Raw genomic sequence first — 24,488 nt, 5'->3', positions numbered from 1 at the left:
CCGTTAATAATGCATAATAATGCGTATATACGATGTTTTAATGATATTCATTCACAAAATTTCTTCAAAAAATTTCACCACTTTGGTTAAAATAGGGAATTATCCCCTTTTCTCTGCCTCTTTAGTATGTACTTCTGCCTTATAAAAAAACCCCTCCTCTTATGTTGGATAAAAGAAGGGTGCGCCCTTTGCTTTACAGCATCTCAGACGATGTTTTGCCCTGCATGTGCTGCAGCAGGTAGTCCGGTCCTCCTGCTTTGGAGTCGGTTCCGGACATATTGAATCCGCCAAACGGATGATACCCTACAATAGCTGCTGTGCACCCGCGGTTGAAATACAGGTTCCCAACATGGAAGTCTTCCCGTGCTTTTTCAATGTGGTCACGGTTGTTCGTAATGACCGCCCCCGTCAGGCCGTAGTCTGTATTGTTCGCGAATTGAACAGCTTCCTCAAAGTCCTTGGCCTTCGTAAAACCGACGACAGGACCGAAGATTTCCTCCTGCATGACTCGTGCATCCGGAGCAAGATCGGCAAAAACCGTCGGCGCGACAAACCAACCTGTACCGTCATTCCCTTTTCCGCCGCACATTAAACTCCCTTCTTCTTTCCCAATGTCGATATAGCTTAAAATCTTGTCGTACGCTCCCTGGTCGATGACCGGCCCCATATAATGGCTGTTATCAGATGGATCTCCATAACTCACGCCCTTCTTCGTCTTCTGGACGACACGGTCGAGAAGGTCGTCGTAAATGGCCTCATGTGCAACGACACGGGAACAGGCCGAGCATTTCTGACCGGAGAAACCGAAAGCAGAATACGTGATCGCATCCGCAGCCAGTTCAAGATCGGCATCTTCATCTACGATAATGGTATCTTTTCCGCCCATCTCAATGATCGTCCGCTTCAGCCATTTCTGTCCCTCATGGACTTTCGCTGCCCGCTCGAACAAGCGGGTACCGACTTCACGAGAGCCTGTGAAGCTGATAAAGCGTGTGCGTGGATGATCGACAAGGTAATCCCCGACTTCCTTCCCGCTTCCTGGAATGTAATTGATGACGCCTGCAGGAAGACCGGCTTCCTCAAGCACCTCCATCATTTTATAGGCGATGATCGGGGTGGCACTGGCCGGTTTCAATAGGACGGTGTTACCGGACACCATGGCGGCGACTGTTGTCCCGCACATGATGGCAAACAGGAAGTTCCAAGGTGAAATGACGACACCGACGCCGAGTGGTATGTAGTGGAACCGGTTGTTTTCAATCGGACGTGAGTTCACGTCGACTCCTTTATCTATTTCAAGCATTTGACGCCCATAATACTCCAGGAAATCAATCGCCTCGGCTGTATCTGCATCGGCTTCCTTCCACGGCTTACCGGCTTCCTTGACGAGATGGGCGGTGAATTCGTGCTTTCGGCGGCGAATGATGGCCGCAGCCCGGAAAAGAATATCCGCGCGGTACGACGCCTTCGTCTTCCGCCACCAGTCAAATGTCTCATCAGCCACCTGATGGGCTTTTTCAGCCAGGTCCTGATTCGCTTTCGACACTCGGCCGATCACTTCTTTTTTATTGGCCGGATTGACGACTTCGATCTTCTCGTCAGTCATGATCCGCTCCCCGCCGATGATTAACGGATACTCTTTTCCAAGGTCTGCCTCCACCTGCTTCAATGCAGCCTGCATGGCTTTTCGATTTTCTTCCAGCGCGAAATCTGTGAATGGTTCATGTTTGTAAGGGACCACCATAAAAAAACGCCTCCTTGAAAGTAGTTGGGTATACGCCTTGTAATTTTAAGAAAATTACAATAATTAATGTTTCCACAATTATTCTACCGCACCCGTGTTCCTTATTCAAACGGAATATCCCGTTCTATTCCCCTCTAAAGCCCGGGCCGGTGAAACATTTTCAAATTCCCAGAGCATCGTACTTCCTGCTTCCGTTCCCTCTTAAATCTTTCTAAATTCCTTCCGTTATACAGCATAAAAAAACAGCCTTTATCAAGACTGTTGGGCTGTAGAAAAAGCCTGTGTTAACCAGTTAGAGTGGTCCATTTGCAGGGTCACTTTCCGCTTATCGGTGGATGAATGCCGCGGGCACGGCCTCAGCTAACTTGGTCAGGAAGATCGCCTGCCCAAGTGGATCTTCGGCCCGTGCTGTTCCCGCAGGCATCACCACCGAACGCTCCTCGTGCCGACGTTAGCATATATAGAAGAGAACATGTGCCCTATGCAGGTTCGCAGATTCAAAAGAACGGCATGAGCGGCGCTGTTGCCGCCTGCATGGAAAAGAAAAAGGGAAAGAACATGCGCTGATGACAGCTGCCTGCCGGAATATGAAAAAGACTGCCCGCCATCAAACAAGGGTGAGCTGGGTGAAGGGGAGTCTTTTTCGATTTTAAAGAACTAACAAGGAGCGGTGCCCCTTCCACTCCTGCGGAAGAACGAGTGGGCCGAGATCACCGAGCGTGGGTGTTGCGAGGAAGCTCGGGCGCTCGTCCGCGGAAAGGGAAGGGGCTTTCGCTCCTGGCGGAAAAAAAGAAAAAAGCTTGTAAAGAAACAGGAGTTTCTCTACAAGCTTTTTTCTTTGTTGTCAGGTCATGCTTTCCCTGTACCGTTCACCAGGACCGGTTGGGCAGGGAAGCATTGATAAGCCGCACGCCACCGGTTACCACGCTGAAGGTCGATCGTAAATTTGGAGCGATTTGATATTCACATCCCCTTCTTTGCTGTAGATTTCAAGTCCACTGCTTTCAGGGAATGGGAAAATCCGCGTCGTTAAGACCTGCTGTCCACCATTCGCAAACACCTCCACAGAGGACCGGTCTACGAAGATGTGCAGCTTAACGGTGCCATCCTCTAATCGGGAAGGTGCCCGGTAGACACCAGCAAACGATTCGTGGAAATCGGTTTTTCCTGAGTTCAGACGATCGGTGAATACGACGTCGTTTTTCGTATCATATCCAACAATGGTTTCTTCCTGCATATCGGAGGAATATCGAACACGGAATCCGAATTCCCCAGAGGAGCCAGGTTCCATTTCCGCTGTAATCTCATAGGTTTCTTCTTCAAAACCATCAATCGTCTCTGAACCCTCCAGCTCGATACCAGCGGCTTCATATATGAGATCTCCGCGATGGTCTTTCAGTTCATCGGCCGGCTGCTGAATCAGCTGTACTTCCCCGTTTTTGTCTTTTTGAAGCGTGACTTCCCTTGGAAGCGACATCGCTCCGCGCCACGGATCGGTTGGAAGGCTGGAGGCATACGTCCAGTTACTCATCCAGGCCATCCATATGACACGGTCCTTCATGTTGTTAAAGGCCTGGGCTGCATAAAAGTCCGTCCCATAATCCACCCAGTTGATGTCATTGGACTTCTCCTGTCTTGTAAATTCAGCACCGTCAAAATCTCCGAGAAAATACTGGCCGCCTGAACCGCCGGCGATACTGCCCGGGTTCATATCCACCTGCAGCACCCAGAGTGTATCTCCCTCCTCTCCATCTACTGGGAGTTCAAACAATTCCGGCGTTTCCCAGATACCTCCCTGGGCTCCTGTATGACCGAACTCACTTAAGTATTCCCAATCCACCAGATTCTCTGATCCATAGAACATCACCTTTTTTCCTGCAGCCAGCAGCATGATGTATGTTTCAGACTCGTCATGCCAGATGATCTTAGGATCGCGGAAGTCCTCAATCCCGGGGTTCGGTACGACAGGGTTCCCATCGTATTTCTCCCACGTCCTTCCTTTGTCGGTGCTATAAGCGATCCGTTGATCCTGAACATCACCGGCACTCGTATAAAAGGCAACAAGACCACCTTCTTCATCTGGGAAGAGTCCACTTTTATTTTCTTCATCGGCAATGATACTCCCTGAGAAAATCATGCCATGCTCATCAGGTGTCAGCGCAACATCCTGTTCCTCCCAGTGTACGAGATCCTCACTGACTGCATGCCCCCAGCTCATATTTCCGAACTGATCCCCATCCGGATTGTATTGATAGAACAAATGGTATTCGCCTTCGTAATACACCATTCCGTTAGGATCGTTCATCCAGTTTTCCGCTGGAGTAAAATGATATTGAGGACGGAGCGACTGGTCATAGGAAATCTCCTCCCGTTCAGCCGCTTCCTCCTTTTCATTGATCTGCTCGGCAGGCGACACCGTCAGCATGTAAATGATCAGGAACAGGATGAGTACGACCACTCCTGTCAAAGCTGTAATTCGTTGGCGTGTAGACATAAACTTCAAACCTCTCTCTTTAAATATCCGAGATTATCTTATAGGGAGAGAAGCTTTCTTTCAACTATTAACCGGAGGGAGTGCTTTAGACCCTCCGCACGCTTCACAACAAAGATGAAATCCTTTTCCTTAGGTGTGTAAGCGGGTTCATCCCTCAAGGAAAAATGACTAAAGAACCAGAAAAAAACGACCAAGGTCATTAAAAAAAACATACCTCCATTTACAGGGTACGGTTTCAGTTTGTTGAAAACCCTGGTATTTTTCCAGAATCGCAGACCATTCTCTTTCCGTGCACAAACGTTTTCAGGATCTCACATCTCCATGCGGCTGGGACACAAGGAGCTTATCGGTGGTGACGCCCGCGCCAAGCATTCGATAAGCGGAACGTGGCCGTCATCACTTCACAGGTAAAAAAAGCCGTACCCTGAAAATCAGAGTACGGCTTTCTTTTATTTATAGACATGTACAAAGGGTTCTTCTTCCCCTGCGTTTTTAACGATCAGGCTTTCCGGGTCGTCCATGCTGTGAATGTTCACCTGAACACCATAATGGTCCGGGAACATTTCAACAACAAGACTGTACACATACTGGGTAAACCCGACAACCTCGGACTGCGACTGGAATTCGATCGGAATTTCAATCGTAACCTCCCGAAGGTCGTTGTTCACGTAAAAACCGTTGCCGATCATACCGACAAAGTTCGGGAAATAGTCGGACACTTCTTTTCTGAAGTCCGAAAATACCTGGGAATCATCGAAGTGATCGGTTTCCGCTTCACTGGATGGGAAAAGGACATGCTTCTCATCAATGGTGTCCCAGCCACCGATGGACGCGGATGAACCTTTCACATACGCCTTGCTCAGGAAGCTGCCCGGTACTTTGGAGCTCGCCTCTTCTTCTTCATACAAAGCAAATACGACAGGAACGTCCTTCAGTTCCTCATCTTCGCGGATACGTTCCAGGATTTCCCCGGCGTACTGCTTCCCTTTAGTCAAAAGCTCCTCGGTCGAATGGTTTTCAGAGTAATTCTTTCCGTCCGGTGTCTGGAAATTGTACACCGTACGCAGGGAGATTCCGATCGTGATCCCTTTCAGTTCCACGACGTTTTCTTCCTTCTTCACTAAGTAATCCTGTTCAACGATATTGGAAATGTATTTCGGACTGTCACGGAACTCTTCTTCCGATGCTTCATCTTCGTCGAGTTCAGGGTTCAGCCCTACTTCATTTGTCTCGCTTTCACGGGAAAGCCAGCTGATCAGCGTATCGTCCGTCAAATACTGACCCGACTGGAAAAAGTAATCCTCGGGGTCATAGTATTCCTTGGAGTGCCGGCGCAGGCCGCTTTCAAATTCATCGATATCCAGCCGATTGCCCATCTGGTTCGTCGTGACCCCGCGGGCGGAGGACACTGTCGGACTGCTTTCAGTTAGGATCATCCGGTAATCTTCTTCAGACATCGTATAGTTGGGAACAATCGCCGACTGGTTATTGTTCTCATCGGTCGTTTCCTGTATGACTTCTTCTCTATTATCAAAAACGGGCGTACACGCGCTCACGAAAAGCACCGAACTAAGTAACAGTGCGTGCATCTTCCTCATGCTTTCCACTCCCTAATCGTTTAAAGCTTCTCTAAACTGCTCTTCATCCCAGATTTCAACGCCGAGATCTGCTGCCTTCGTATATTTCGAACCGGCATCCTCCCCGGCGATGAGAAGGTCGGTTTTGGCACTGACACTCCCCGTCACTTTGCCGCCGAGTCCTTCAACGATTTTCTTCGCTTCCGAACGACTGAAATGTTCCATCTTTCCGGTCAGGACAATCGTTTTATCCTTGAACGGAGAATCTTCCGGCTGGTCGCTTTTCTTCGCGCCGAGGTATTCCATATTCAAGCCGAGCGATTGGAGTTCGTCCAACAGCTCGATGACCTGCGGCTTGTCAAAATAGCTGGCGATCGAATCCGCCATCTTGCTGCCGATTTCGGGAACCGCCTCCAGCGTTTCCGTGTCTGCTGCCTTCAGAGCCTCCATGTACTCAAAGTGCTGGGCGAGCGTACTGGCGGCCTTGGAGCCGACGTAACGGACGCCAAGACCAAAAAGCAGGCGTTCCAGAGAGTTTTCCTTGGAGGCTTCTATCGCATGCAGCAGGTTTTCGACCGACTTTTCCCCCATGCGGTCCAGCTGCAGCAGCTCTTCACGGTCCAGCTTGTACAAGTCGGCAATGTTATGGATCAGGTTTTCCTGGAATAGCTGGGCGATGACTTTTTCACCGAGCCCTTCGATATCCATGGCATTTCTGGATACGAAGTGGATCAATCCTTCCCGCAGCTGGGCCGGACAGTTCGGGTTGATGCACCGCAGTGCGACTTCTTCTTCAATCCGGACAAGCTCACTTCCGCATTCCGGACACGTTTCCGGCATGTAGTACGGCTCTTCGTCCCCTGTCCGATGATCCGTAAGTACACGTACCACCTCAGGAATGATGTCACCGGCTTTTTTAATGACGACCGTATCTCCGATGCGGATGTCCTTTTCACGGATCAAATCTTCATTGTGAAGAGAAGCCCGCTGCACGGTCGTTCCCGCGACTTTGACCGGTTCCAGAATGGCGGTCGGGGTTACGGCCCCTGTCCGGCCGACGCTTAACTCGATATCCGTAAGCGTAGTGACCGCTTCTTCAGCCGGGAATTTGTAAGCGGTCGCCCAACGTGGACTTTTAGCCGTAAAGCCGAGCGTTTCCTGTTGATCCAGACGGTCCACTTTAATGACGATCCCGTCTATTTCATAGTCGAGATCCGGGCGCCGTTCGACCCAGCTGTTCACATAGTCGATCACTTCATCGATGTTGTTACACCTTTTCCATTCCGGGTTCGTTTTCAGTCCCAGTTTCTTCATCCGCTCCAGCCGTTCACTGTGGGCGTCTGTCGGATCGTCCTCCCAGACACCGATGCCGTAAAGGAAAATATCAAGGTTCCGTTTGGCGGCGATTTTCGGGTCCAGCTGCCGCAGCGATCCAGCTGCGGCGTTCCGAGGATTGGCAAACGGCTCTTCTCCATTCGCTTCCTTCGCTTCGTTCAAACCGACAAACGAGCGCTTCGGCATAAACGCCTCCCCGCGCACCTCAAGGGTGGCAGGCTCTTTCAAACGGAGCGGGATGTTGCGGATGGTCCGGAGGTTTTTCGTAATGTCTTCGCCTGTCGTTCCGTCTCCCCGTGTCGCTCCCCGGACAAACACCCCATCCTCATATTTCAATGAGACGGCGAGCCCGTCGATTTTCAGTTCGCACACGTAGCTGACTTCTTCGTCTGTGCCGTTCTTGACACGGCGGTCGAAATCACGGAGCTCTTCCTCGTTAAAAGCGTTGCCGAGGCTGAGCATCGGAATATCATGCTGCACCTTCACAAAAGCATCGAGAGGCTTTCCACCGACACGCTGGGAAGGGGAATCCGGTGTCTGCAGCTCCGGAAATTCCTCCTCCAGGTTGATCAGCTCCTGCATTTTTTTATCATATTCATAGTCAGAGACCGACGGATCATCGAGCGTATGATATTGATAGCTGTACTGCTCGAGTTCCTGTCGCAGCGCCTCGATCCTCTGCTGCGCTTCACTTGCGTTCATACTCATTCACTTCCTTACGCTTTCGTAATCGGAGCAAAACGGGCAAGCAGCCGCTTAATGCCTGTCGGTGCCGGGAACGCGATGTCGAGCTCAAGCGCATCTCCCTCACCCTGCACTTTGACGACGGTGCCGGTTCCCCATTTTTTGTGTGTCGCTTTATCACCAGGCTGCCAGCCGATCTTCTCTCCGCCGGTCGATTCCGTCTTCTTCGGTTTCTTGGCAGAACGCTTCGGCGGCTCCTGGGTCTGTCTCCCAAACGGGCTCGTTTCACGCTTCTTATTGAAAAACGGCATCTCTTCCTTCTGCTCGCGTCCGTCGACGAGCTCTTCCGGAATTTCATGGATGAACCGGCTGATCGGGTTCATGTTCGTCCGTCCATACAACGTACGCATTTTCGCATGGGTCAAAAACAGCTGCTTCTCAGCACGGGTAATCCCTACATAAGCGAGGCGGCGTTCCTCTTCCATCTCTTCCTCATCCATCAATGCACGGCTGTGCGGGAAGACATTCTCCTCCATCCCGATGAGAAAGACGACAGGAAACTCAAGACCCTTCGCGGAGTGAAGCGTCATAAGTGTGACCGTGTCATCACTACTAGGGTCCTCATTCATGGAATCGATATCCGCAATCAGCGCAAGATCCGTCAAGAACGCCACCAAGGTTTTATCTTCAGCATTTTCTTCAAAGTTCTTCGTTACGGATTTGAATTCTTCAATGTTTTCCAGACGGCTCTGGGCTTCGATGCTTTTTTCGTTCATGAGCATCTCTTCATAGCCGGTTTTATCGATCACCTGCTGCACCATATCGGTCGCTGACAGGAACTCCTGCTGCTCGCTCCAGTTCTGGACCATTTTGCGGAAGCTCATAATCGCCTTGGCTGCTTTGGCGCTGACCCCGACGAAATCGACTTCCGCCGCTGCTTCATACAGCGAAATATCGTGATCGGCCGCATAGGCCATCATTTTATCCATACTCGTTTTTCCAACCCCGCGCTTCGGTTCGTTGATCACACGCTGGAAGCTCAGATCATCGTTCGGGTTGGCAATGAGACGCAGGTAGGCAAGAAGATCCTTGATTTCCTTACGATCGTAGAACTTCGTACCGCCGATCATCTGGTACGGGATGCCCGCTTTGACGAATGTCTCCTCAATCGTACGCGACTGGGCGTTCGTCCGGTACAGGATCGCCGTATCCTGATAGCGGAACTTTCCCTGTCTTACGAGGTCGCCGATTTTATCGGTGACGAAAAGGGCTTCCTCACGCTCTGTGCCAGCCTGATGATAGTGAATCTTTTCGCCGCCTTTATTATCGGTCCAGAGGCGCTTCGGCTTGCGGCCGGAGTTTTTATCAATCACGTTGTTGGCCGCATCGAGAATCAATTCTGTGGAACGGTAATTCTGCTCCAGCAGGATGGTCCGTGCTTTCGGGTAGTCACTTTCAAAGTTGAGGATGTTTTGAATATCCGCTCCGCGCCACGCATAAATCGACTGGTCGGAATCCCCGACAACACACAGATTCTGATACCGGCTCGCCAGATGCTTGACGAGCTGGTACTGCGCGTGGTTCGTATCCTGGTACTCATCGACATGGATATACTGGAAGCGGCGCTGATACGTTTCCAGCACTTCCGGCACTTCATCAAACAAACGGAGCGTCTGCATGATCAGGTCGTCGAAATCGAGCGACTGGTTTTTACGCAGCTTTTTCTGATAGCCTTTGTACACTTCAGCCACCTGTTCCTCATGGGTACTGCCGGCCTGGTTGGCATAATCTTCAGCCGTCATCAGTTCGTTTTTCGAATTACTGATCGCCCCGAGCATCGCCCGTGGGTCCCACTTCTTCGGATCCAGGTTCAGTTCCTTCAGCACCTGCTTGATGACAGAAAGCTGGTCACTGGAATCCAGAATCGAGAAGTTGCGGTCATAGCCGATCCGGTCGATGTCCCGTCGTAAGATCCGGACACACATCGAGTGGAACGTCGACATCCATATTTTTTCGCCGTCTTTCACGACAAGGGATTCTACACGCTCTTTCATCTCGCGCGCGGCCTTGTTTGTAAACGTAATCGCCAGAATGTTGCGCGGCGCTACATCTTTTTCACTGAGTAAGTAGGCAATCCGATGGGTCAGCACCCTTGTCTTACCACTTCCGGCACCTGCCATAATGAGCAGCGGGCCTTCTGTATGGATTACCGCATTGCGCTGTTCTGTATTCAAACCTTGAATCAAAGCATTCAACGCCTGAGTCATGAACGTCCACCATCCTTCTTCTTTGTTGATTTGACTGCTTCCACCGTTTGAAGCGCCACTTGTATATCTTCATAGATGACATTCCCAATGACGACGACGTCTGCCTGGGCTGCCATTTCTGCTGCCTGCTGCATCGTCCGGATACCGCCGCCGTATACGAGCGTCGTCCCCTCCAGCACATCCGCCACTTCTTTTACGAGAGCCGGATCACCATAGGTCCCGCTGTATTCCATATAAAAAACCGGGAGGCGGAAAAGATGCTCGGCCATCCGGGCATATGCCAGCACGTCCGCTTGATCCGGCAGAGAACAGGACGTTTTTTGAAAAACTTTCGCTTCGGGATTCAGGACACAGTAGCCTTCCGTCAGCATAGCCGTCCAGTTGATCATATCGCTGTATTCTTTGACTGCTTGATGCTGCACATCAAGCATCCACTTTTTATCTTCGCTGTTCAGCACCATCGGAATGAAATAAGCGTCAAAATCCGGAGCAACGGCTTCCACATCGGACACTTCCAACACACAGGTGACGTTGTACGCCTCCACCCGTTCCTGCAGATCGGTAACATTTTCAAACGTTACCCCATCGGTACCCCCGATCATCACCGCGTCCGTACCGGATGTGCAGATGTCCTTCAAGTCTTTTTCCGAAATCGTTTTATTTGGATCCAGTTTGAACACATGATCCCACTTGCTTATATTGTACATTTCCGGCCTCCAAAACAACAGTTATCCATTAGTCGATTATAACAAAATTTCGGCACCGGGTTGAGGGTTTCCCTCAGAGTGTAAATATTCTGTGAAAGAACGACCGGGAAAATCCGGCTGCCAAACAAAAAAAGCGGCCGAGAATGTTCTCGGCCGCCTTACTAAATTAAGAGGCAGGATGTTCAGGAAGGAGACGGGAAGAGGTGAACGTCATCGTAACAAGACCGACACTCAAAATCGTAATGGCGGAAAGAAGCAGCGTTTCCATCGAAAACAGCAGCCCTCCCGCCCCGATGATGACCGCATCGATGGCCAGAATAACGAATCCGACATTTACCTTCATCCAGTCAGCGATCATCTGAGCAAGAAGATCCGTCCCGCCAGTGCTCGTATGGTGCCGGAGCATCAAACCGATCCCCCCGCCGACAAGGGCCCCGCCGATGATCGAGCTGATGGCAGGGTCGAGCGGCAGATGATAAGCACGCAGTCCCTGAAGCACATCAATGGAAAACGAGGAAACCAACAGGCCGTGCAGACTGTTGTAAAAGTACATGCGGAAATAAAACCAGGCAAGGGTGAAAATCGGGATGCTGAAGCAGATGATCGTCAGCCCCACCTTCATCCCCCATATGTAATTGGCAATCATACCGATGCCGATGATCCCACCGTCGAGGACATGGTCGGGAATAAGAAAAAAGTTGATACCGAGCGAAAGAATCAAGCTTCCGGCTACGATCATGATCCCTTTCTTCACCATCTCTTTCACAGGCCCGTCCCCCCTCACCCCATTCTATGCGGGTCGAGTGTTTTTAGAAGACAAAAAAAAGACCGCCGTCACGGAAAAGCTTTCGGTGGTGACGACTAAGGGAACAGCACGAGCCGAAGATCCACTTGGACAGACGGTTTTCCTGACCAAGTCAGCTGAGGCCGGGCCCTCGGCAAGCATCCACCGACAAGCGGAACGTGACCAGACACCAGCCATTCTTTCAGCAGATGAACTTCTCAGGAAAACCACGGTATGAAAATCCATATGTCTATTTCTTCCTATTAACACACTTATAATATTGATGTCTGCCTACTCCTTCTTTTTGAATTCAGTGGGGATGGTATCGGGATTTTCATCCTATGGCCCTAAGGTTCATCCCTCTTTCACGCTCATTATTTGACTGTCACGAGGAGCGTTCGGTGGTGACGCCTGCGGGAACAGCACGAGCCGAAGATCCACTTGGACAGGAGGTTTTCCTGACCAAGTTAGCTGAGGCCGGGCCCGCGGCAAGCATCCACCGATAAGCGGAACGTGACCAGACACACACATAAAAAAATAAAGACTGCCGTTATGGCAGTCTTTTCTCTATTCTGTACGCTTTTCGTGGACACGGTCGAGCGCTTTGGTATAGGCGTCGTTGCCGTAGTTCAAACAGCGCTTCACACGGGAAATCGTCGCTGTCGAAGCTCCGGTTTCCGTTTCAATTTTATGATAGGTGTACCCGTCTCTCAGCATGCGGGCGACCTCCAGACGCTGAGCCAGCGACTGCACCTCGTTCATCGTTGCCAGATCATCAAAAAATTCATAGCACTCTTCAATATCCTGTAGTGAAAGAATCGCTTCAAAAAGCTGATCCAGCGTTTTTCCGCGCAATTTATCGATTTGCATTCGGATTCCTCCTCAAAATTGAACCGCTGCGGATTCTGGTATAATGTTGATCCATGTATTTCCCGGGACGAACGGCACCTGCTCTTCCCCTTCATAAGGAAGCAGCCGTCCATCTGTATTCCGCCACTCCACTTCTTTCATCGTCCCTTTCTGCAAAAGAAAACCGCGTCCGCCTGAGGTCAAATCAACCTCCCTGCGGCCGGCCTCATCGATGATTTCGTGGCGGGCCTCTATCATCCATACATTATCGGCAGAAATCTGTTCCATCGTCGAACGATCCACAGACGGTTCTCCGTCGTCGAATCGAAGAAACCCATGATCGGAATACTGCCACCGGACTTGTGTCCTGCTGCCATAGGTGATTTCCACCTCATCAACCGGACGACCGTTTGGACTTTCATCTGTAAAATACAAAGCCTCCGGCGGGGCGTCCTCGGTTAAGCCTTTTTCACCGACCACACGATCCAGTCCTTCTGTCCAAAGGTAGGAATTGTGCGGTGCAGGACGGTCACCGGAACGGCGGAAAAGCCAGCCATTGTTGTCATAAACAGCACCATCGACAGCGTCCATGCTGGTGCCGGCAAGCTGCTGATATATGGAATGGGAAGCTCCGTGATAAGTGTAAAGAGCGTCATATCCATAGGCCAGCTCAAAATAATAGGGACGGGCGCTGCGTACCGGCCCGATTGTATCAGGAATATCACTGTGGAACAAAGCGAGAAAACGGGTGATCTGCCCTTCAGCAAGGACTTCATAGACGAGGTCTGCCTGACTGAGCCCGGACTGCGGCCGTGCTTTCGGATGGTTGTTGACCATCACACCGAGGACACGCCCGGATTTATCCCCTGCACCGGGTTCTCCCGTTAATGGAAAAACATCACCGGCAGGGACAGGATCAGGGGTTTCTGCTGCTTTTTCTCCAGGAGTCTCTCCTGTTGATTGGCAGCCAATAAGACCGGCGGTAAGCAGACCGATGAGCAGCAGCTTTTTCATACATGCACGTCCTTTAGATCATCCCACTTATATTTTAACGCATTATTGAAGGAAAGAGTACCTCTTTCCTTTTCACATCGATGATTCCAAGTGGTGTGATCCGGATAAATGGAAGATGCGTCGAAGACAGGAATAAAAGCGTATAAACAGGATCGGAGAAGGCGAATCCATAGGCTTTCAAATGGTTCTTCAACGTTTCTTCTTCTTCCATCAGTGTATTCATCGGCTTGTCGGACATGACTCCTCCGAGCGGAAGAGCCAGCTCAAAGATGACTTCCCCTTTGTTGACGAGTACGATGCCTCCCCCGATTTCTTTCATCCGGGCAAATGCCGTCCTCATATCCGCTTTCGATTTTCCGGTCAGAACAAGATCGCCTGTACTGCTGTATGAACTGACAAGGGCACCGAGTGAGGTTGTGAACCCTTTGATCAACGTGTTGACCTTCCATTCACCTTCACGGTCCATCAACATGAGAAATCCTTCGGAGTGATCCTCCGGCAGACGTTCCACACCTGTATCCGTATCCACTGCATAAGGTTTCATGATGACGTCATTGATCATCTCAAGACCGACCGGCATGGAAAACTGCAGATCCTGTTCGGTGAGATCCCAGTCCAGGTTCAGCTTATCGATTCCGTTTTTCTTCCATTCTACAGGAGATGGCGTTTCTACAGCTTGTCCATCCTTTTTCACCCATTCACCTTTAGCAAGAACAGAATGGGGCGTCGGATTATCCGGGCTTGATAAGAAGTTCAAATGAGCGACGCGTCCGGCGTTCAGGCTGCCGACACGGTTTTCGATCGTAAAGTGACGGGCGGAATTGTATGTCGCCATCATATAGGCATCAATTTCCGGAACACCGGCATCGAGAGCAATCTGAATACACTGATTGATCAGTCCTTCACGATAAAAACCGGGGGTAGATCCGTCGGTCGTATACATCATGTGGTCGAACTGCTGATGTCCTTTTTCCATAAGTCCCTGCAGAATATCCGGCAGATCCGGACGGATGGAAGAATAGCGCAGTCCTGTCTGGAAACCGATGGCGAGGCGGTTCAGCACATCATCAGCCGTCATCGACTCGTGCTCGGAATCCATGCCGAGCAGCCGCATCTTCACCAGTGTTTTCTCTGATGCGCCGGGCAGGTGGGCTTCAAGCGGCTTGCGGGCCCGCTTCGTTTCCTGCATCCAGTGGAGGATCTGCTCGTCCCCGTTATACAAAACATCCGGCCAGGCCGTCAGCTCTCCGCCCTGAATGACGGCGTCATGCTCAATCCACGATTCGATCTGCTCATCAAACGCTTCTCTGTCCTCATCCTTTAATACGGACTGAGGATCAAAGCGCGCCCACCAGTACATCGAAGCAGGCAGATTCATAAATTCTTCGAGCAGAGAAAACGCTTTCTCTTTGTCCGTTAAAAAAAGCCACATCAAGTTGTCATTAATGAGCGTTGTCGTTCCCGTGGCGGCAGCATATTCTCCAAGGCTCTGGGGATTATATAACTGGAATGGATGGGCATGCGGTTCAATGTAACCCGGGACGATCCAGCTGTCCCTGCCATCAATCATTTCCGTTCCTTCTGTATGGGCAGGAAGCTCCTGTCCCGTATATATGATACGGTCTTCGTAAATCCAGATGTGACCGGTCATCCACTGTTTCAAATACACGTTCAAGTATGTTGTATGGGTAATCAGTTTCGTCGGCGCTACTTTCCCGTCCATGACAGCTGCATGTTCCCGCAGCTGACGGTTGCGCCAGCGAAAGCGTGTTTCGTTCATGGAGCGTACCTCCCTGATTTCATTATGTTCTATCGTAACACAGGATATTCCAATCTGCTAAGGAGGAACCTGTTATGAAACCGAATATCGGCCTGATCAACAGCATGATCCGGATCACAGCAGGCTTCAGCATGCTGACGTACTTGACGATCCGCGGAGCGCGCAAGGAAGGATCTTCCTCCCATCCGCTGCTGATCATAATGGCTTCCTTGAAGATCGCGGAAGGCATCGTACGTTTCTGTCCTCTCACTGCTTTATACGAATCAGCAGCCGTAGAGACAGACGGAAAAGAAGAACCCTGGGCACAGAACCTGCCGGATGACGCTTGAAAAGGTGGGAATGATCGATGATGTTTCTGCCTCTCCTCTATCTTTTCAGCCGTTATAAAAAGAAGAAGGACGAACAGAAAGAGGAACCTGCAGGATAATAAAAAGAGCGGGGACATGCCCCGCTCTTACTTATAAAGGATGAATGAACGTGTACTTTTTAGAATATGTGACCGATGTCGGCTTCGTCATTCTCACGATCATCGGGACGATTGCCGCTTTAGGTGCGGTGTTTCTCCGTTCCCGAAGAAAAAAGAGTTGACCTTCCGATATCCCGGCGGTAGAAAAAGTCATCAAACGTGTCGAATACTTGAAGAGAGCGGTAGGCCTTGTCCAGCGCTTCTTCGGTATTCCTGCCGAGACTGCCGGCAAGGAGAACACGGCCGCCGTTTGATACATACCCTTTTTCATCGAGGGCGGTTCCGGCATGGACAAAAAACGCGGACTTGTCTGTTTTCAGCTCTGGAAGGAGACGTCCCTTATCATAGGATCCCGGATAGCCTTTGGAAGCAACCACCACACCGGCACAGAACTGCTTTTTCCAGGTAAGTCCCGGATCTTTTCCGTCAAGAACGTCAAGAAGGACCTGGACGAGGTCGTTTTCCAATAGCGGCAGAACCACCTGTGTTTCCGGATCACCGAAACGGGCATTGAATTCAATCACCTTTGGACCTTCGTTCGTTTCAATCAATCCGGCATAGAGAATCCCTGTAAAGGATCGATCTTCCTCGACCATCGCTTCGGCGGCTGGGCGGACAATCGTTTCAAGCGCTGTCTCATAGGATGCCCTGGACAGTGCCGGAACGGGAGCATATGCGCCCATCCCGCCGGTATTTGGGCCTTGGTCCCCTTCAAAGGCACGCTTATGATCTCTTGCCGGAACCATAGGATAAACGTTTCCTCCACGAACGAAGGCCATTAAGGAAAATTCATCTCCAGCCAGGAACTCCTCAATAACCACTTCGCGGCCTGCTTCCCCGAAGCGGCCGTCTCCGAGCATTTCTTCAACGGCCTGCTCTGCATCTTGGACGGATTCTGCTACAACGACCCCTTTGCCGGCGGCCAGGCCGTCCGCTTTGACGACGATTGGCGCGCCTTTTTCAGCGATATAGGCTTTCGCCTTATCCGCATCGGTGAACGCTTCATAATCCGCTGTCGGAATGTTGTATTTTTTCATAAGCTGCTTGGCAAAATGCTTGCTTCCTTCAATGAGGGCCGCACGGCCGCTCGGGGCAAACACAGGAAGACCGGCCTTTGTGAACGCATCAGCCAGACCGGCGGCAAGCGGATCTTCCGGGCCGATAATCGTCAGGCGAATATCCTTTTCCTTCGCAAACGCCACGAGCGCTTCCTGATTTCCTTCATCAATGGTGATGCACTCGGCCTGTTCGGTCATGCCCGCGTTTCCGGGAGCCGCATATAACCGCTCCACCCGGTCACTTTCCGCAAGTTTCTGGATCAGACTGTGCTCCCGGCCGCCGCGTCCAATTACTAAAACGTTCATCGTCCTTCATCCTTTCTGTATTTAATGCTTAAAGTGACGCATTTTCGTAAAGACCATGGCGATGCCGTGCTTGTTGCAGGCATCAATGGAATCCTGGTCGCGTTTCGATCCACCCGGCTGGATGATGGCTGTGACACCGGCCGCTGCCGCCGTTTCCACTGTATCCGGCATCGGGAAAAAGGCGTCGGAGGCAAGAATGCTGCCCTCTGCTTTTTCACCCGCCTGCTCAAGAGCAATCTTCGCAGCACCTACCCGGTTCATCTGACCGGCCCCGACGCCAAGCGTGCGGTCGCCTTTGGCTACGATGATGGCGTTGGATTTGACGTGCTTGACGACTTTCCAGCCAAGCTTCAAGTCTTCCATTTCCTGCTGGGACGGCGCACGATCTGTTGCCACTTCCAACTCCACCTGATCCAGCGATCCTTCGTCCGTATCCTGGACAAGCAGACCGCCGTTCACGCTTGTCAGCTTATGGGATGGGCGGTCTGATTTCTTCATATCCACCCGGAGTAAACGCAGGTTCTTTTTCTTTGTGAGAATGTCGAGCGCTTCCTGGCTGAAGGATGGAGCGATGATGATTTCAAGGAAAATCTCCTTCAGCTTGGCGGCTGTCTCTCCATCGACTTCCCTGTTCAGCGCGACGATTCCTCCGAAGATGGAAACGGGATCTCCTTCATACGCTTTCCCATAGGCCTCATACAGATTTTCACCGACACCGACGCCGCACGGGTTCATGTGCTTCACAGCGACAGCTGCAGGCTCATTGAATTCAAGGACGACTTCAAGGGCCGCATTGGCATCCTGGATATTATTATAGGAAAGCTCCTTGCCGTTCAGCTGCTCCGCTTCTGCGAGGGATGTTCCCTCCACCGCTGCTTTCTTATAAAAAGCAGCACTCTGGTGCGGATTTTCTCCGTAACGGAGGGACTGGACTTTTTCATATGTAACGGTATACGTTTCCGGATAAGCCTCTTCCGTCAAATCAGAGAAATACCCAGCAATCATGCTGTCATAATTCGCGGTATGACGGAACACCTTGGCTGCCAGACGGCGGCGTTCTTCATAAGAAAGTTCTCCCTGATTAAGGCCTTCGACGACCGTTTCATAATCAGATGGATCGACGACCACCGCGACATCTTCAAAGCTTTTCGCCGCTGCCCGCAGCATTGTCGGACCGCCGATATCGACGTTTTCAACCGCTTCGGCTTCGGTCACACCTTCTTTGGCGATTGTTTCTTTGAATGGATACAGGTTTACAGCCACAAGATCAATGGTCTGGATGTTCAGTTCATCCAGCTGCTCCATATGCTCTTTGTTGGAACGCTTAGCCAGAAGGCCACCGTGGACAGACGGATGCAGCGTTTTGACACGGCCATCCATAATTTCCGGAAAATCGGTCACTTCAGAAATCGAAAGCACCGGAATGCCCGCTTCTTCTATCGTGCGTTTTGTCCCACCTGTGGAAACGAGCTCATAACCAAGCTCATTCAGACGGCGGGCGAAGTCTGTTAACCCCTGTTTATTGGATACGCTTAAAAGGGCGCGTTTTTTCATTTGTATTCCTCCTTGGGTAGTAAAGACTGGATGACTTCTGGATAAAGGCGGTGCTCTACGGTCTGGATGCGGCGCTGAACGTCTTCCCTGCTGTCATCATCATAGATAGGGACAGGCTCCTGGGCAATGATCGGGCCGGTGTCCATGCCGTCGTCGACAATATGAACCGTCACGCCTGTCACTTTCACCTGTTTGTCGAGCGCCTGTCCGATCGCATCTTTTCCTGGAAAGGCCGGAAGAAGGGACGGATGTATGTTCATTATCCTTCCTTCGTAAGGGGCCAGCAGCGTCGGTCCGATCAGGCGCATATAACCGGCAAGGACAATCCATTCCACATTCCTAGAGCGCAGGTCCTCGAGAATCGCCGCCTCGTAGGCAGCTTTATCTAAAAAAAGCTTCGGTGTATACACGACGGTATCGATTTCATGACGCTGAGCTTTTTCAATCACCGCTGCCCCGATCCGGTCACACACAAGCAGAGCGACGCGGGCATCAAGCTTCCCTTCTTCAATGGCTTTCACGATGGCATCAAAGTTGGAGCCGGTACCAGAAGCAAAAATCGCCAGCTGCTTCATATCAGCTCCACCCCCCGGCCTTTAGTCACGCGGCCAATGACCTTGGCTTCAGGACAGGCCGATAATGCTTGTTCCACCTCTTCTTCCCTGATGACCGCTGCCATACCAATGCCCATATTGAAGACACCATACATCTCTTCTTCCGCGATGGAACCCTGCTCCTGTAAAAAACGGAACACAGGCGGGACGTCCCAGCTGCCCTGCTCAACAACAGCTCCGAAACCTTCCGGAAGCATGCGGGGTAGATTTTCATAAAAGCCGCCGCCGGTGACGTGGGCCAGTCCTTTCACATCGACTGCTGCGCGAAGTTTTTTGACCGGATCGACGTAAATGACAGTCGGAGTCAACAGCACTTCCCCGAGCGGCAGGGCCATCCCCGGATACACCTGCTCCAAATCAAGCTCCTCCACGAGTTTTCTCACAAGCGAGAAGCCGTTGGAGTGGATGCCTGAGGAAGGCAGGCCGATGATGACGTCCCCTTCCTGAACGGACGCCCCTGTAATCAGCTTGTCCTTATCAGCCATACCGACGACAAAGCCGGCCAGGTCGTATTCATCCGCGTCGTACATGCCCGGCATTTCCGCCGTTTCTCCACCTACAAGCGCAGCACCTGATTGCTCACAGCCGTCTGCAATGCCTTTGACGATTTGTTCGATACGGGCGGGGTCATTTTTGCCACAGGCAATATAATCGAGAAAGAGCAGCGGATCCGCTCCCTGCGCCGCAATATCATTGACGCACATCGCTACGACATCCACCCCTATCGTATCATGACGATCGAGTTGGAAGGCGAGTTTGAGCTTCGTCCCCACCCCATCCGTTCCTGTGACAAGCACCGGATGATTGTAGGACATCCCGCTGATATCAAATAACCCGGCGAAGGCTCCGAGTCCGCCGATGACTTCCTTGCGCATCGTCCGGCTGACATGCTTTTTCATCCGCTCCACCGCTTCATAACCGGCTTCAACATCGACACCGGCCTGTTTATAGGATTGACTCATCTGTATACCTCCCTACGCTTTCTCATATGGATGCATCGTGTTCGGATAGATTTCGGTCGGGTAGTTCCCGGTAAAGCAGGCCATGCAGCCGCCGTGCCTCAAGGATTCCTCTCCCTGGTAGATGCTCTCATTCAAGCCTTCCGTCGATAAAAAGGCGAGGCTGTCCGCACCGATCTGTTCTTCCATCTCCTGAAGAGAATGGTTCGCGGCGATCAGTTCTCCGCTGTTGGATGTGTCGATTCCGTAATAGCACGGATTCTTGATCGGAGGGGAGGCAATTCTGACGTGGACTTCTGCGGCCCCTGCTTCTTTCAGCATCTTCACAATCCGCCGGCTGGTCGTTCCACGCACAATGGAATCATCGACCATGACGACCTTTTTCCCTTCAACGATCCCCCGGACAGCGGAAAGCTTCATCTTCACACCCTGCTCTCTCAGCTCCTGGGACGGCTGGATAAACGTCCGGCCGACGTAACGGTTTTTGATGAGCCCGAGCTCATAAGGAATTCCTGAAGCCTCGGCATATCCGATCGCGGCGGAAATACTGGAATCCGGTACGCCTGTTACGACATCCGCATCCACAGGCGCTTCTTCAGCCAGTGTTTTGCCCATCCGTTTACGGGAGGCGTGGACATTCTTTCCATCCACATTGCTGTCAGGACGGGAAAAATACACATATTCCATCGAGCAGAGCGTCCGCTGGATCGGTGCTGAAAACCGAATGGAATCAATGCCCTCATCAGAAATGACGAGCATTTCACCAGGATCGATTTCCCTTTCATACGTCGCACCGACGATATCGAAAGCGCACGTTTCTGAAGAAACCACCCAGCTTCCCCCTAAATGGCCGAGACTGAGGGGACGGAGGCCGCGTGGATCGTTAGCGACAAACATCCGGTCTTCGGTCATTAACAAAAAGGCATACGCTCCCTTGATCATGGAAAGGGCTTCTGTAATGGCCTGCTCCAACGGCAGATGACGCGCCCGCTTGATCAGGTGGGCGACGACTTCTGTATCCGACGTCGTCTGGAGGATGCTGCCCTGTCCTTCCAGCTGGTTTTTCAATGCCTGGGCATTCACAAGGTTGCCGTTGTGGGCAAGGGCAAGTCCGCCGGTCTGCGAACGGAACAGGAGCGGCTGAATATTTTCATAGCCCCCATCTCCCGCTGTTGCATAACGCACGTGACCGATGGACGCATGCCCCTGCAGATCTTCCAGCTGGTTTTCAGAGAATACTTCATTGATCAGCCCGTGTCCCTTGGCAAGCTTCAACTGCCCGCCATCCGTCGTTACAATGCCCGCGCCTTCCTGGCCGCGATGCTGCAGAGCGTGGAGACCATAGTACGTCAGCTGGGCAGAATCCGGATGACCCCAGACACCAAAAATCCCACATTCTTCATTTAAGCCTTTGATTTCACCAAGCATGAAAGAGCTCCTTTCCAAGCTGTTTTCAGCACAGATGTCTTTTCCTCCATCACAACGTCTTCCTGCTTCACTGTATACATGCCATTATCCGTCACTGTACCAATCTGCTGCGCTCCAGGTGCGGCCTTCTCAAACGCGTCTTTGTTTTCCGGATGGATGGTCACAAGGAAACGGGACTGGGTTTCTGAGAAAAGGGCTGTCGTGATATCCCCTTCGATCGTGACATCACAGCCAAACTCCTGATCGAATAACGTTTCCGCAAGAGCTACAGCCAGACCACCTTCGGACAGGTCATGAGCAGATTCGACAAGACCAGAGCGGATCGCTGTCAGCAGCTGGTTCTGTCGCTGCGCTTCGACTTCTAAATCCAGTCCGGGTGCTTTTCCGAAATGCCGGCCTTCCAACAACCCCTGCAGCTCGCTTCCTCCGAATTCCGGTTTCGTTTCCCCGATCACATAAATGAGGTCGCCGGCGGCTTTCGCGTGGGAACGTGTGATATGGCGGACATCTTCAATTAAACCGACCATACCGACAATCGGCGTCGGATAGATGGCCTGTCCGCCGAACGATTCGTTGTAAAGACTGACGTTCCCGCTGATGACCGGGGTGCCGAGGGTGCGGCAGGCTTCACTCATTCCATCAACGCTTTTTTCCATCTGCCAGAAAATTTCCGGGTTTTCCGGAGATCCGTAGTTCAGACCGTCCGTAATTCCAAGCGGACGGCCGCCGGAGCAGACAATATTACGTGCCGCTTCCGCCACGGCAATCTGGCCGCCCACTTCCGGGTCGAGGTAAATGTAGCGGGAATTACAATCCGTCGTCATGGCCAGCGCCTTGTCCGTTCCACGCACACGAAGTACCGCGGCATCAGAACCCGGGGAGACCACTGTGTTCGTCTGGACCATGTAGTCGTACTGGTCATACACCCACTCTTTACTCGCAATCGTCGGCTGCTGTAGAAGGGCAAGCAGGGTTTTCGTATATTCCGTCACGGCCGGCTTGTAATCTTCCATACGTTGAAACTCTTCATAATACTCCGGTACTTTGGACGGCTGGTGATAGACCGGGGCATCCTCTGCAAGGGAATCCACCGGAACATCCGCAGCCACTTCCCCGTGATGTTCAAGGCGGAAGCGCTTCGTATCGGTCACTTCACCGACCGCAACGGCTTCAAGATCATACTTCCGGAAGACAGCAGCAATTTCCTCTTCCCGGCCTTTCTCAACCACTAAAAGCATCCGCTCCTGTGATTCCGACAGCATCATCTCATAAGCCGTCATGTTCTCCTCACGCTGGGGAATGTGGTCAAGATTCATCGTCATGCCGGTTCCCGCTTTACTCGCCATCTCACTGGCGGAGGAAGTTAGACCAGCGGCGCCCATATCCTGAATGCCGACAAGGGCATCATGATGAATGACCTCCAGACAGGCTTCGATCAGCAGCTTTTCCATAAATGGATCGCCGACCTGGACCGATGGACGCTTCTCTTCAGACTCTTCCGATAATTCTTCAGAAGCGAAGGTCGCTCCATGGATCCCGTCCCGGCCGGTTTTAGCCCCGACATACATGACCGTATTTCCGATACCGGCTGCAATCCCTTTTTGGATATCCTTATGATCGATCAACCCGACACACATCGCATTGACGAGCGGATTGCCGTTGTAGGCGTCATCAAACTGGACTTCCCCGCCCACTGTCGGCACACCGACACAGTTGCCGTAGCCGGCGATGCCGCGTACGACTTCTTCAAACAAGTATTTCACCCGTGGACGCTCAAGCGATCCAAACCGGAGAGAATTCAGTAACGCTACAGGACGGGCGCCCATGGAAAATACATCACGCAGAATACCACCGACCCCAGTCGCTGCCCCTTGATACGGTTCAACAGCAGACGGGTGGTTGTGGCTTTCGATCTTGAATACCACCGCCTGGTCATCTCCGATATCGATGATTCCGGCTCCTTCCCCAGGGCCTTGAAGGACATGGGAACCTTCTGTCGGAAACTTCTTCAGCAGTGGCTTTGAGTTTTTGTAGCTGCAGTGCTCCGACCACATGACCGAAAACAAGCCGATTTCTGTATAGTTCGGACGGCGGCCGAGAATGTTCACCACCGAGGTGTATTCGTCATCCGTCAGACCCATATCTGCATATAAACGGTTCTGTTCAATCATTTCCGGACTGATCTCAAGCGTTGATGGCATAATGTTCCCTCCAATAGGTCAAAATCGATTGAAAAAGCCGAAGGCCGTCATCAGTGCCGAGCAGGGCATCGACCGCCCGCTCCGGGTGCGGCATCATACCGAGGACATTGCCTCTCTCATTGACGATACCGGCAATATCACCGGCTGATCCGTTCGGGTTCGTCTGATAAGTGAAAACCACCTGCTTGTTCTTACGAAGACGCTCAAGCGTTGACTGGTCACAAAAGTAATTGCCGTCTCCATGGGCAATGGGAATCTGGATTTCTTCCTTCTCTTTATACGACTGCGTAAACGGTGTATCAGCATTCTCTACGATCAGCGTTTCGGTATGACACATGAACTTCAGTTTTTCGTTCGGCAGCATCGCCCCCGGCAGCAGGCCGGTTTCCAATAAAATTTGAAACCCGTTGCATACGCCAAGCACCGGTTTCCCGGCTTCTGCGGCAGCACGGATCTGCTCAACGATGGGAGAAGTCGCAGCAATCGCTCCTGAACGCAGGTAATCTCCGTAAGAAAAGCCACCCGGCAGAAACACAGCATCATAGTCTGCTAGATTCGCTTCCTGATACCAGACAAGATCTGCGTCTGCACCAAGTTCATCTTTGACGGCATGGTACATATCACGGTCACAGTTCGATCCTGGAAAGACGACGACGGCACATTTCAC

At 51.6% G+C, this 24,488-nt stretch carries 20 protein-coding genes and 1 pseudogene; 4 read left to right on the top strand and 17 right to left on the bottom strand.

The window, feature by feature from the left end; all coding sequences use genetic code 11:
- Positions 1 to 193: 193 nt before the first annotated feature.
- Complete coding sequence (gene pruA, locus ACXAGL_RS10545) at positions 194 to 1,744, bottom strand: L-glutamate gamma-semialdehyde dehydrogenase (RefSeq protein ID WP_474967409.1); 1,551 nt, start codon at positions 1,742 to 1,744, stop codon at positions 194 to 196.
- Positions 1,745 to 2,232: 488 nt separating this feature from the next.
- Between pruA and ACXAGL_RS10540 the strand changes: the two are divergent.
- Positions 2,233 to 2,397, top strand: a pseudogene (locus tag ACXAGL_RS10540) (IS5/IS1182 family transposase); the annotation flags it as partial.
- Between the two features lie 266 nt (positions 2,398 to 2,663).
- On the opposite strand, the gene ACXAGL_RS10535 reads toward ACXAGL_RS10540, so the two are convergent.
- The 6 genes from ACXAGL_RS10535 to ACXAGL_RS10510 all read right to left on the bottom strand — a co-directional run bounded on the left by ACXAGL_RS10535 (position 2,664) and on the right by ACXAGL_RS10510 (position 11,565).
- Positions 2,664 to 4,238, bottom strand: coding sequence for a glycoside hydrolase family 32 protein (locus ACXAGL_RS10535; RefSeq protein WP_474991118.1), 1,575 nt, complete (start codon positions 4,236 to 4,238; stop codon positions 2,664 to 2,666).
- Positions 4,239 to 4,687: 449 nt separating this feature from the next.
- Positions 4,688 to 5,836 carry a CamS family sex pheromone protein gene (locus ACXAGL_RS10530; protein ID WP_474967407.1) on the bottom strand — a complete coding sequence of 383 codons (1,149 nt, stop codon included), beginning with the start codon at positions 5,834 to 5,836 and terminating at the stop codon, positions 4,688 to 4,690.
- Positions 5,837 to 5,848: 12 nt separating this feature from the next.
- Positions 5,849 to 7,852: an NAD-dependent DNA ligase LigA gene (gene ligA, locus ACXAGL_RS10525; protein WP_474991116.1), complete on the bottom strand. Its 2,004-nt coding sequence runs from the start codon at positions 7,850 to 7,852 to the stop codon at positions 5,849 to 5,851.
- A 14-nt stretch (positions 7,853 to 7,866) separates the two neighbouring features.
- A complete protein-coding gene (gene pcrA / locus ACXAGL_RS10520; RefSeq protein ID WP_474991114.1) occupies positions 7,867 to 10,101 on the bottom strand; it encodes a DNA helicase PcrA in 2,235 nt (744 codons plus the stop codon).
- Positions 10,098 to 10,808 carry a heptaprenylglyceryl phosphate synthase gene (gene pcrB, locus ACXAGL_RS10515; RefSeq protein ID WP_474967404.1) on the bottom strand — a complete coding sequence of 237 codons (711 nt, stop codon included), beginning with the start codon at positions 10,806 to 10,808 and terminating at the stop codon, positions 10,098 to 10,100. Before pcrB ends, pcrA begins: the two co-directional genes overlap by 4 nt.
- 166 nt (positions 10,809 to 10,974) lie before the next feature.
- Positions 10,975 to 11,565, bottom strand: coding sequence for a YitT family protein (locus ACXAGL_RS10510; RefSeq protein ID WP_474970342.1), 591 nt, complete (start codon positions 11,563 to 11,565; stop codon positions 10,975 to 10,977).
- A gap of 94 nt (positions 11,566 to 11,659) precedes the next feature.
- On the opposite strand from ACXAGL_RS10510, the gene ACXAGL_RS10505 reads away from it, so the two are divergent.
- On the top strand, positions 11,660 to 11,830 hold the full coding sequence (locus ACXAGL_RS10505) for a hypothetical protein (protein ID WP_474991112.1): 171 nt from the start codon (positions 11,660 to 11,662) through the stop codon (positions 11,828 to 11,830).
- Between the two features lie 329 nt (positions 11,831 to 12,159).
- On the opposite strand, the gene ACXAGL_RS10500 is transcribed toward ACXAGL_RS10505, so the two are convergent.
- From ACXAGL_RS10500 to ACXAGL_RS10490, 3 genes are read right to left on the bottom strand one after another with little or no spacing between them, the layout of a single operon-like run.
- The gene (locus tag ACXAGL_RS10500) at positions 12,160 to 12,462 is read right to left on the bottom strand and encodes a YerC/YecD family TrpR-related protein (RefSeq protein WP_027955730.1); all 303 of its coding nucleotides are present in this window, start codon (positions 12,460 to 12,462) and stop codon (positions 12,160 to 12,162) included.
- Between the two features lie 12 nt (positions 12,463 to 12,474).
- The gene (locus tag ACXAGL_RS10495) at positions 12,475 to 13,455 is read right to left on the bottom strand and encodes a DUF3048 domain-containing protein (protein WP_474972048.1); all 981 of its coding nucleotides are present in this window, start codon (positions 13,453 to 13,455) and stop codon (positions 12,475 to 12,477) included.
- Positions 13,456 to 13,489: 34 nt separating this feature from the next.
- Complete coding sequence (locus tag ACXAGL_RS10490) at positions 13,490 to 15,235, bottom strand: adenine deaminase C-terminal domain-containing protein (RefSeq protein ID WP_474991110.1); 1,746 nt, start codon at positions 15,233 to 15,235, stop codon at positions 13,490 to 13,492.
- A 74-nt stretch (positions 15,236 to 15,309) separates the two neighbouring features.
- On the opposite strand from ACXAGL_RS10490, the gene ACXAGL_RS10485 reads away from it, so the two are divergent.
- Entirely contained in the window at positions 15,310 to 15,564 is a 255-nt protein-coding gene (locus tag ACXAGL_RS10485) for a YgaP family membrane protein (RefSeq protein WP_474967401.1), read from the top strand.
- Positions 15,565 to 15,706: 142 nt separating this feature from the next.
- On the top strand, positions 15,707 to 15,823 hold the full coding sequence (locus ACXAGL_RS10480; protein WP_156896492.1) for an EYxxD motif small membrane protein: 117 nt from the start codon (positions 15,707 to 15,709) through the stop codon (positions 15,821 to 15,823).
- Here the strand turns inward: ACXAGL_RS10480 and purD are convergent.
- The 7 genes from purD to purQ are packed head-to-tail and all read right to left on the bottom strand — an operon-like array spanning position 15,782 to position 24,488.
- The gene (gene purD / locus ACXAGL_RS10475; RefSeq protein WP_474991108.1) at positions 15,782 to 17,065 is read right to left on the bottom strand and encodes a phosphoribosylamine--glycine ligase; all 1,284 of its coding nucleotides are present in this window, start codon (positions 17,063 to 17,065) and stop codon (positions 15,782 to 15,784) included. The two genes, ACXAGL_RS10480 and purD, sit on opposite strands and share 42 nt — an antisense overlap.
- Before the next feature lie 21 nt (positions 17,066 to 17,086).
- Positions 17,087 to 18,619 carry a bifunctional phosphoribosylaminoimidazolecarboxamide formyltransferase/IMP cyclohydrolase gene (gene purH, locus ACXAGL_RS10470; protein ID WP_474972052.1) on the bottom strand — a complete coding sequence of 511 codons (1,533 nt, stop codon included), beginning with the start codon at positions 18,617 to 18,619 and terminating at the stop codon, positions 17,087 to 17,089.
- On the bottom strand, positions 18,616 to 19,194 hold the full coding sequence (gene purN / locus ACXAGL_RS10465) for a phosphoribosylglycinamide formyltransferase (protein WP_474991106.1): 579 nt from the start codon (positions 19,192 to 19,194) through the stop codon (positions 18,616 to 18,618). The genes purH and purN overlap by 4 nt, the downstream gene beginning before the upstream one ends.
- Positions 19,191 to 20,195 carry a phosphoribosylformylglycinamidine cyclo-ligase gene (purM, locus tag ACXAGL_RS10460; RefSeq protein ID WP_474967397.1) on the bottom strand — a complete coding sequence of 335 codons (1,005 nt, stop codon included), beginning with the start codon at positions 20,193 to 20,195 and terminating at the stop codon, positions 19,191 to 19,193. Before purM ends, purN begins: the two co-directional genes overlap by 4 nt.
- A 12-nt stretch (positions 20,196 to 20,207) precedes the next feature.
- Positions 20,208 to 21,620: an amidophosphoribosyltransferase gene (purF, locus tag ACXAGL_RS10455; protein ID WP_474967396.1), complete on the bottom strand. Its 1,413-nt coding sequence runs from the start codon at positions 21,618 to 21,620 to the stop codon at positions 20,208 to 20,210.
- Entirely contained in the window at positions 21,596 to 23,821 is a 2,226-nt protein-coding gene (gene purL, locus ACXAGL_RS10450) for a phosphoribosylformylglycinamidine synthase subunit PurL (RefSeq protein ID WP_474991104.1), read from the bottom strand. Before purL ends, purF begins: the two co-directional genes overlap by 25 nt.
- Positions 23,805 to 24,488 carry a phosphoribosylformylglycinamidine synthase subunit PurQ gene (gene purQ, locus ACXAGL_RS10445; RefSeq protein WP_474967394.1) on the bottom strand — a complete coding sequence of 228 codons (684 nt, stop codon included), beginning with the start codon at positions 24,486 to 24,488 and terminating at the stop codon, positions 23,805 to 23,807. Before purQ ends, purL begins: the two co-directional genes overlap by 17 nt.

This window comes from Halobacillus sp. ABA4_118, from assembly GCF_056160205.1.
Note: the sequence above shows the minus strand (reverse complement) of the source record. Positions and strands in the feature narration are given on the sequence as shown.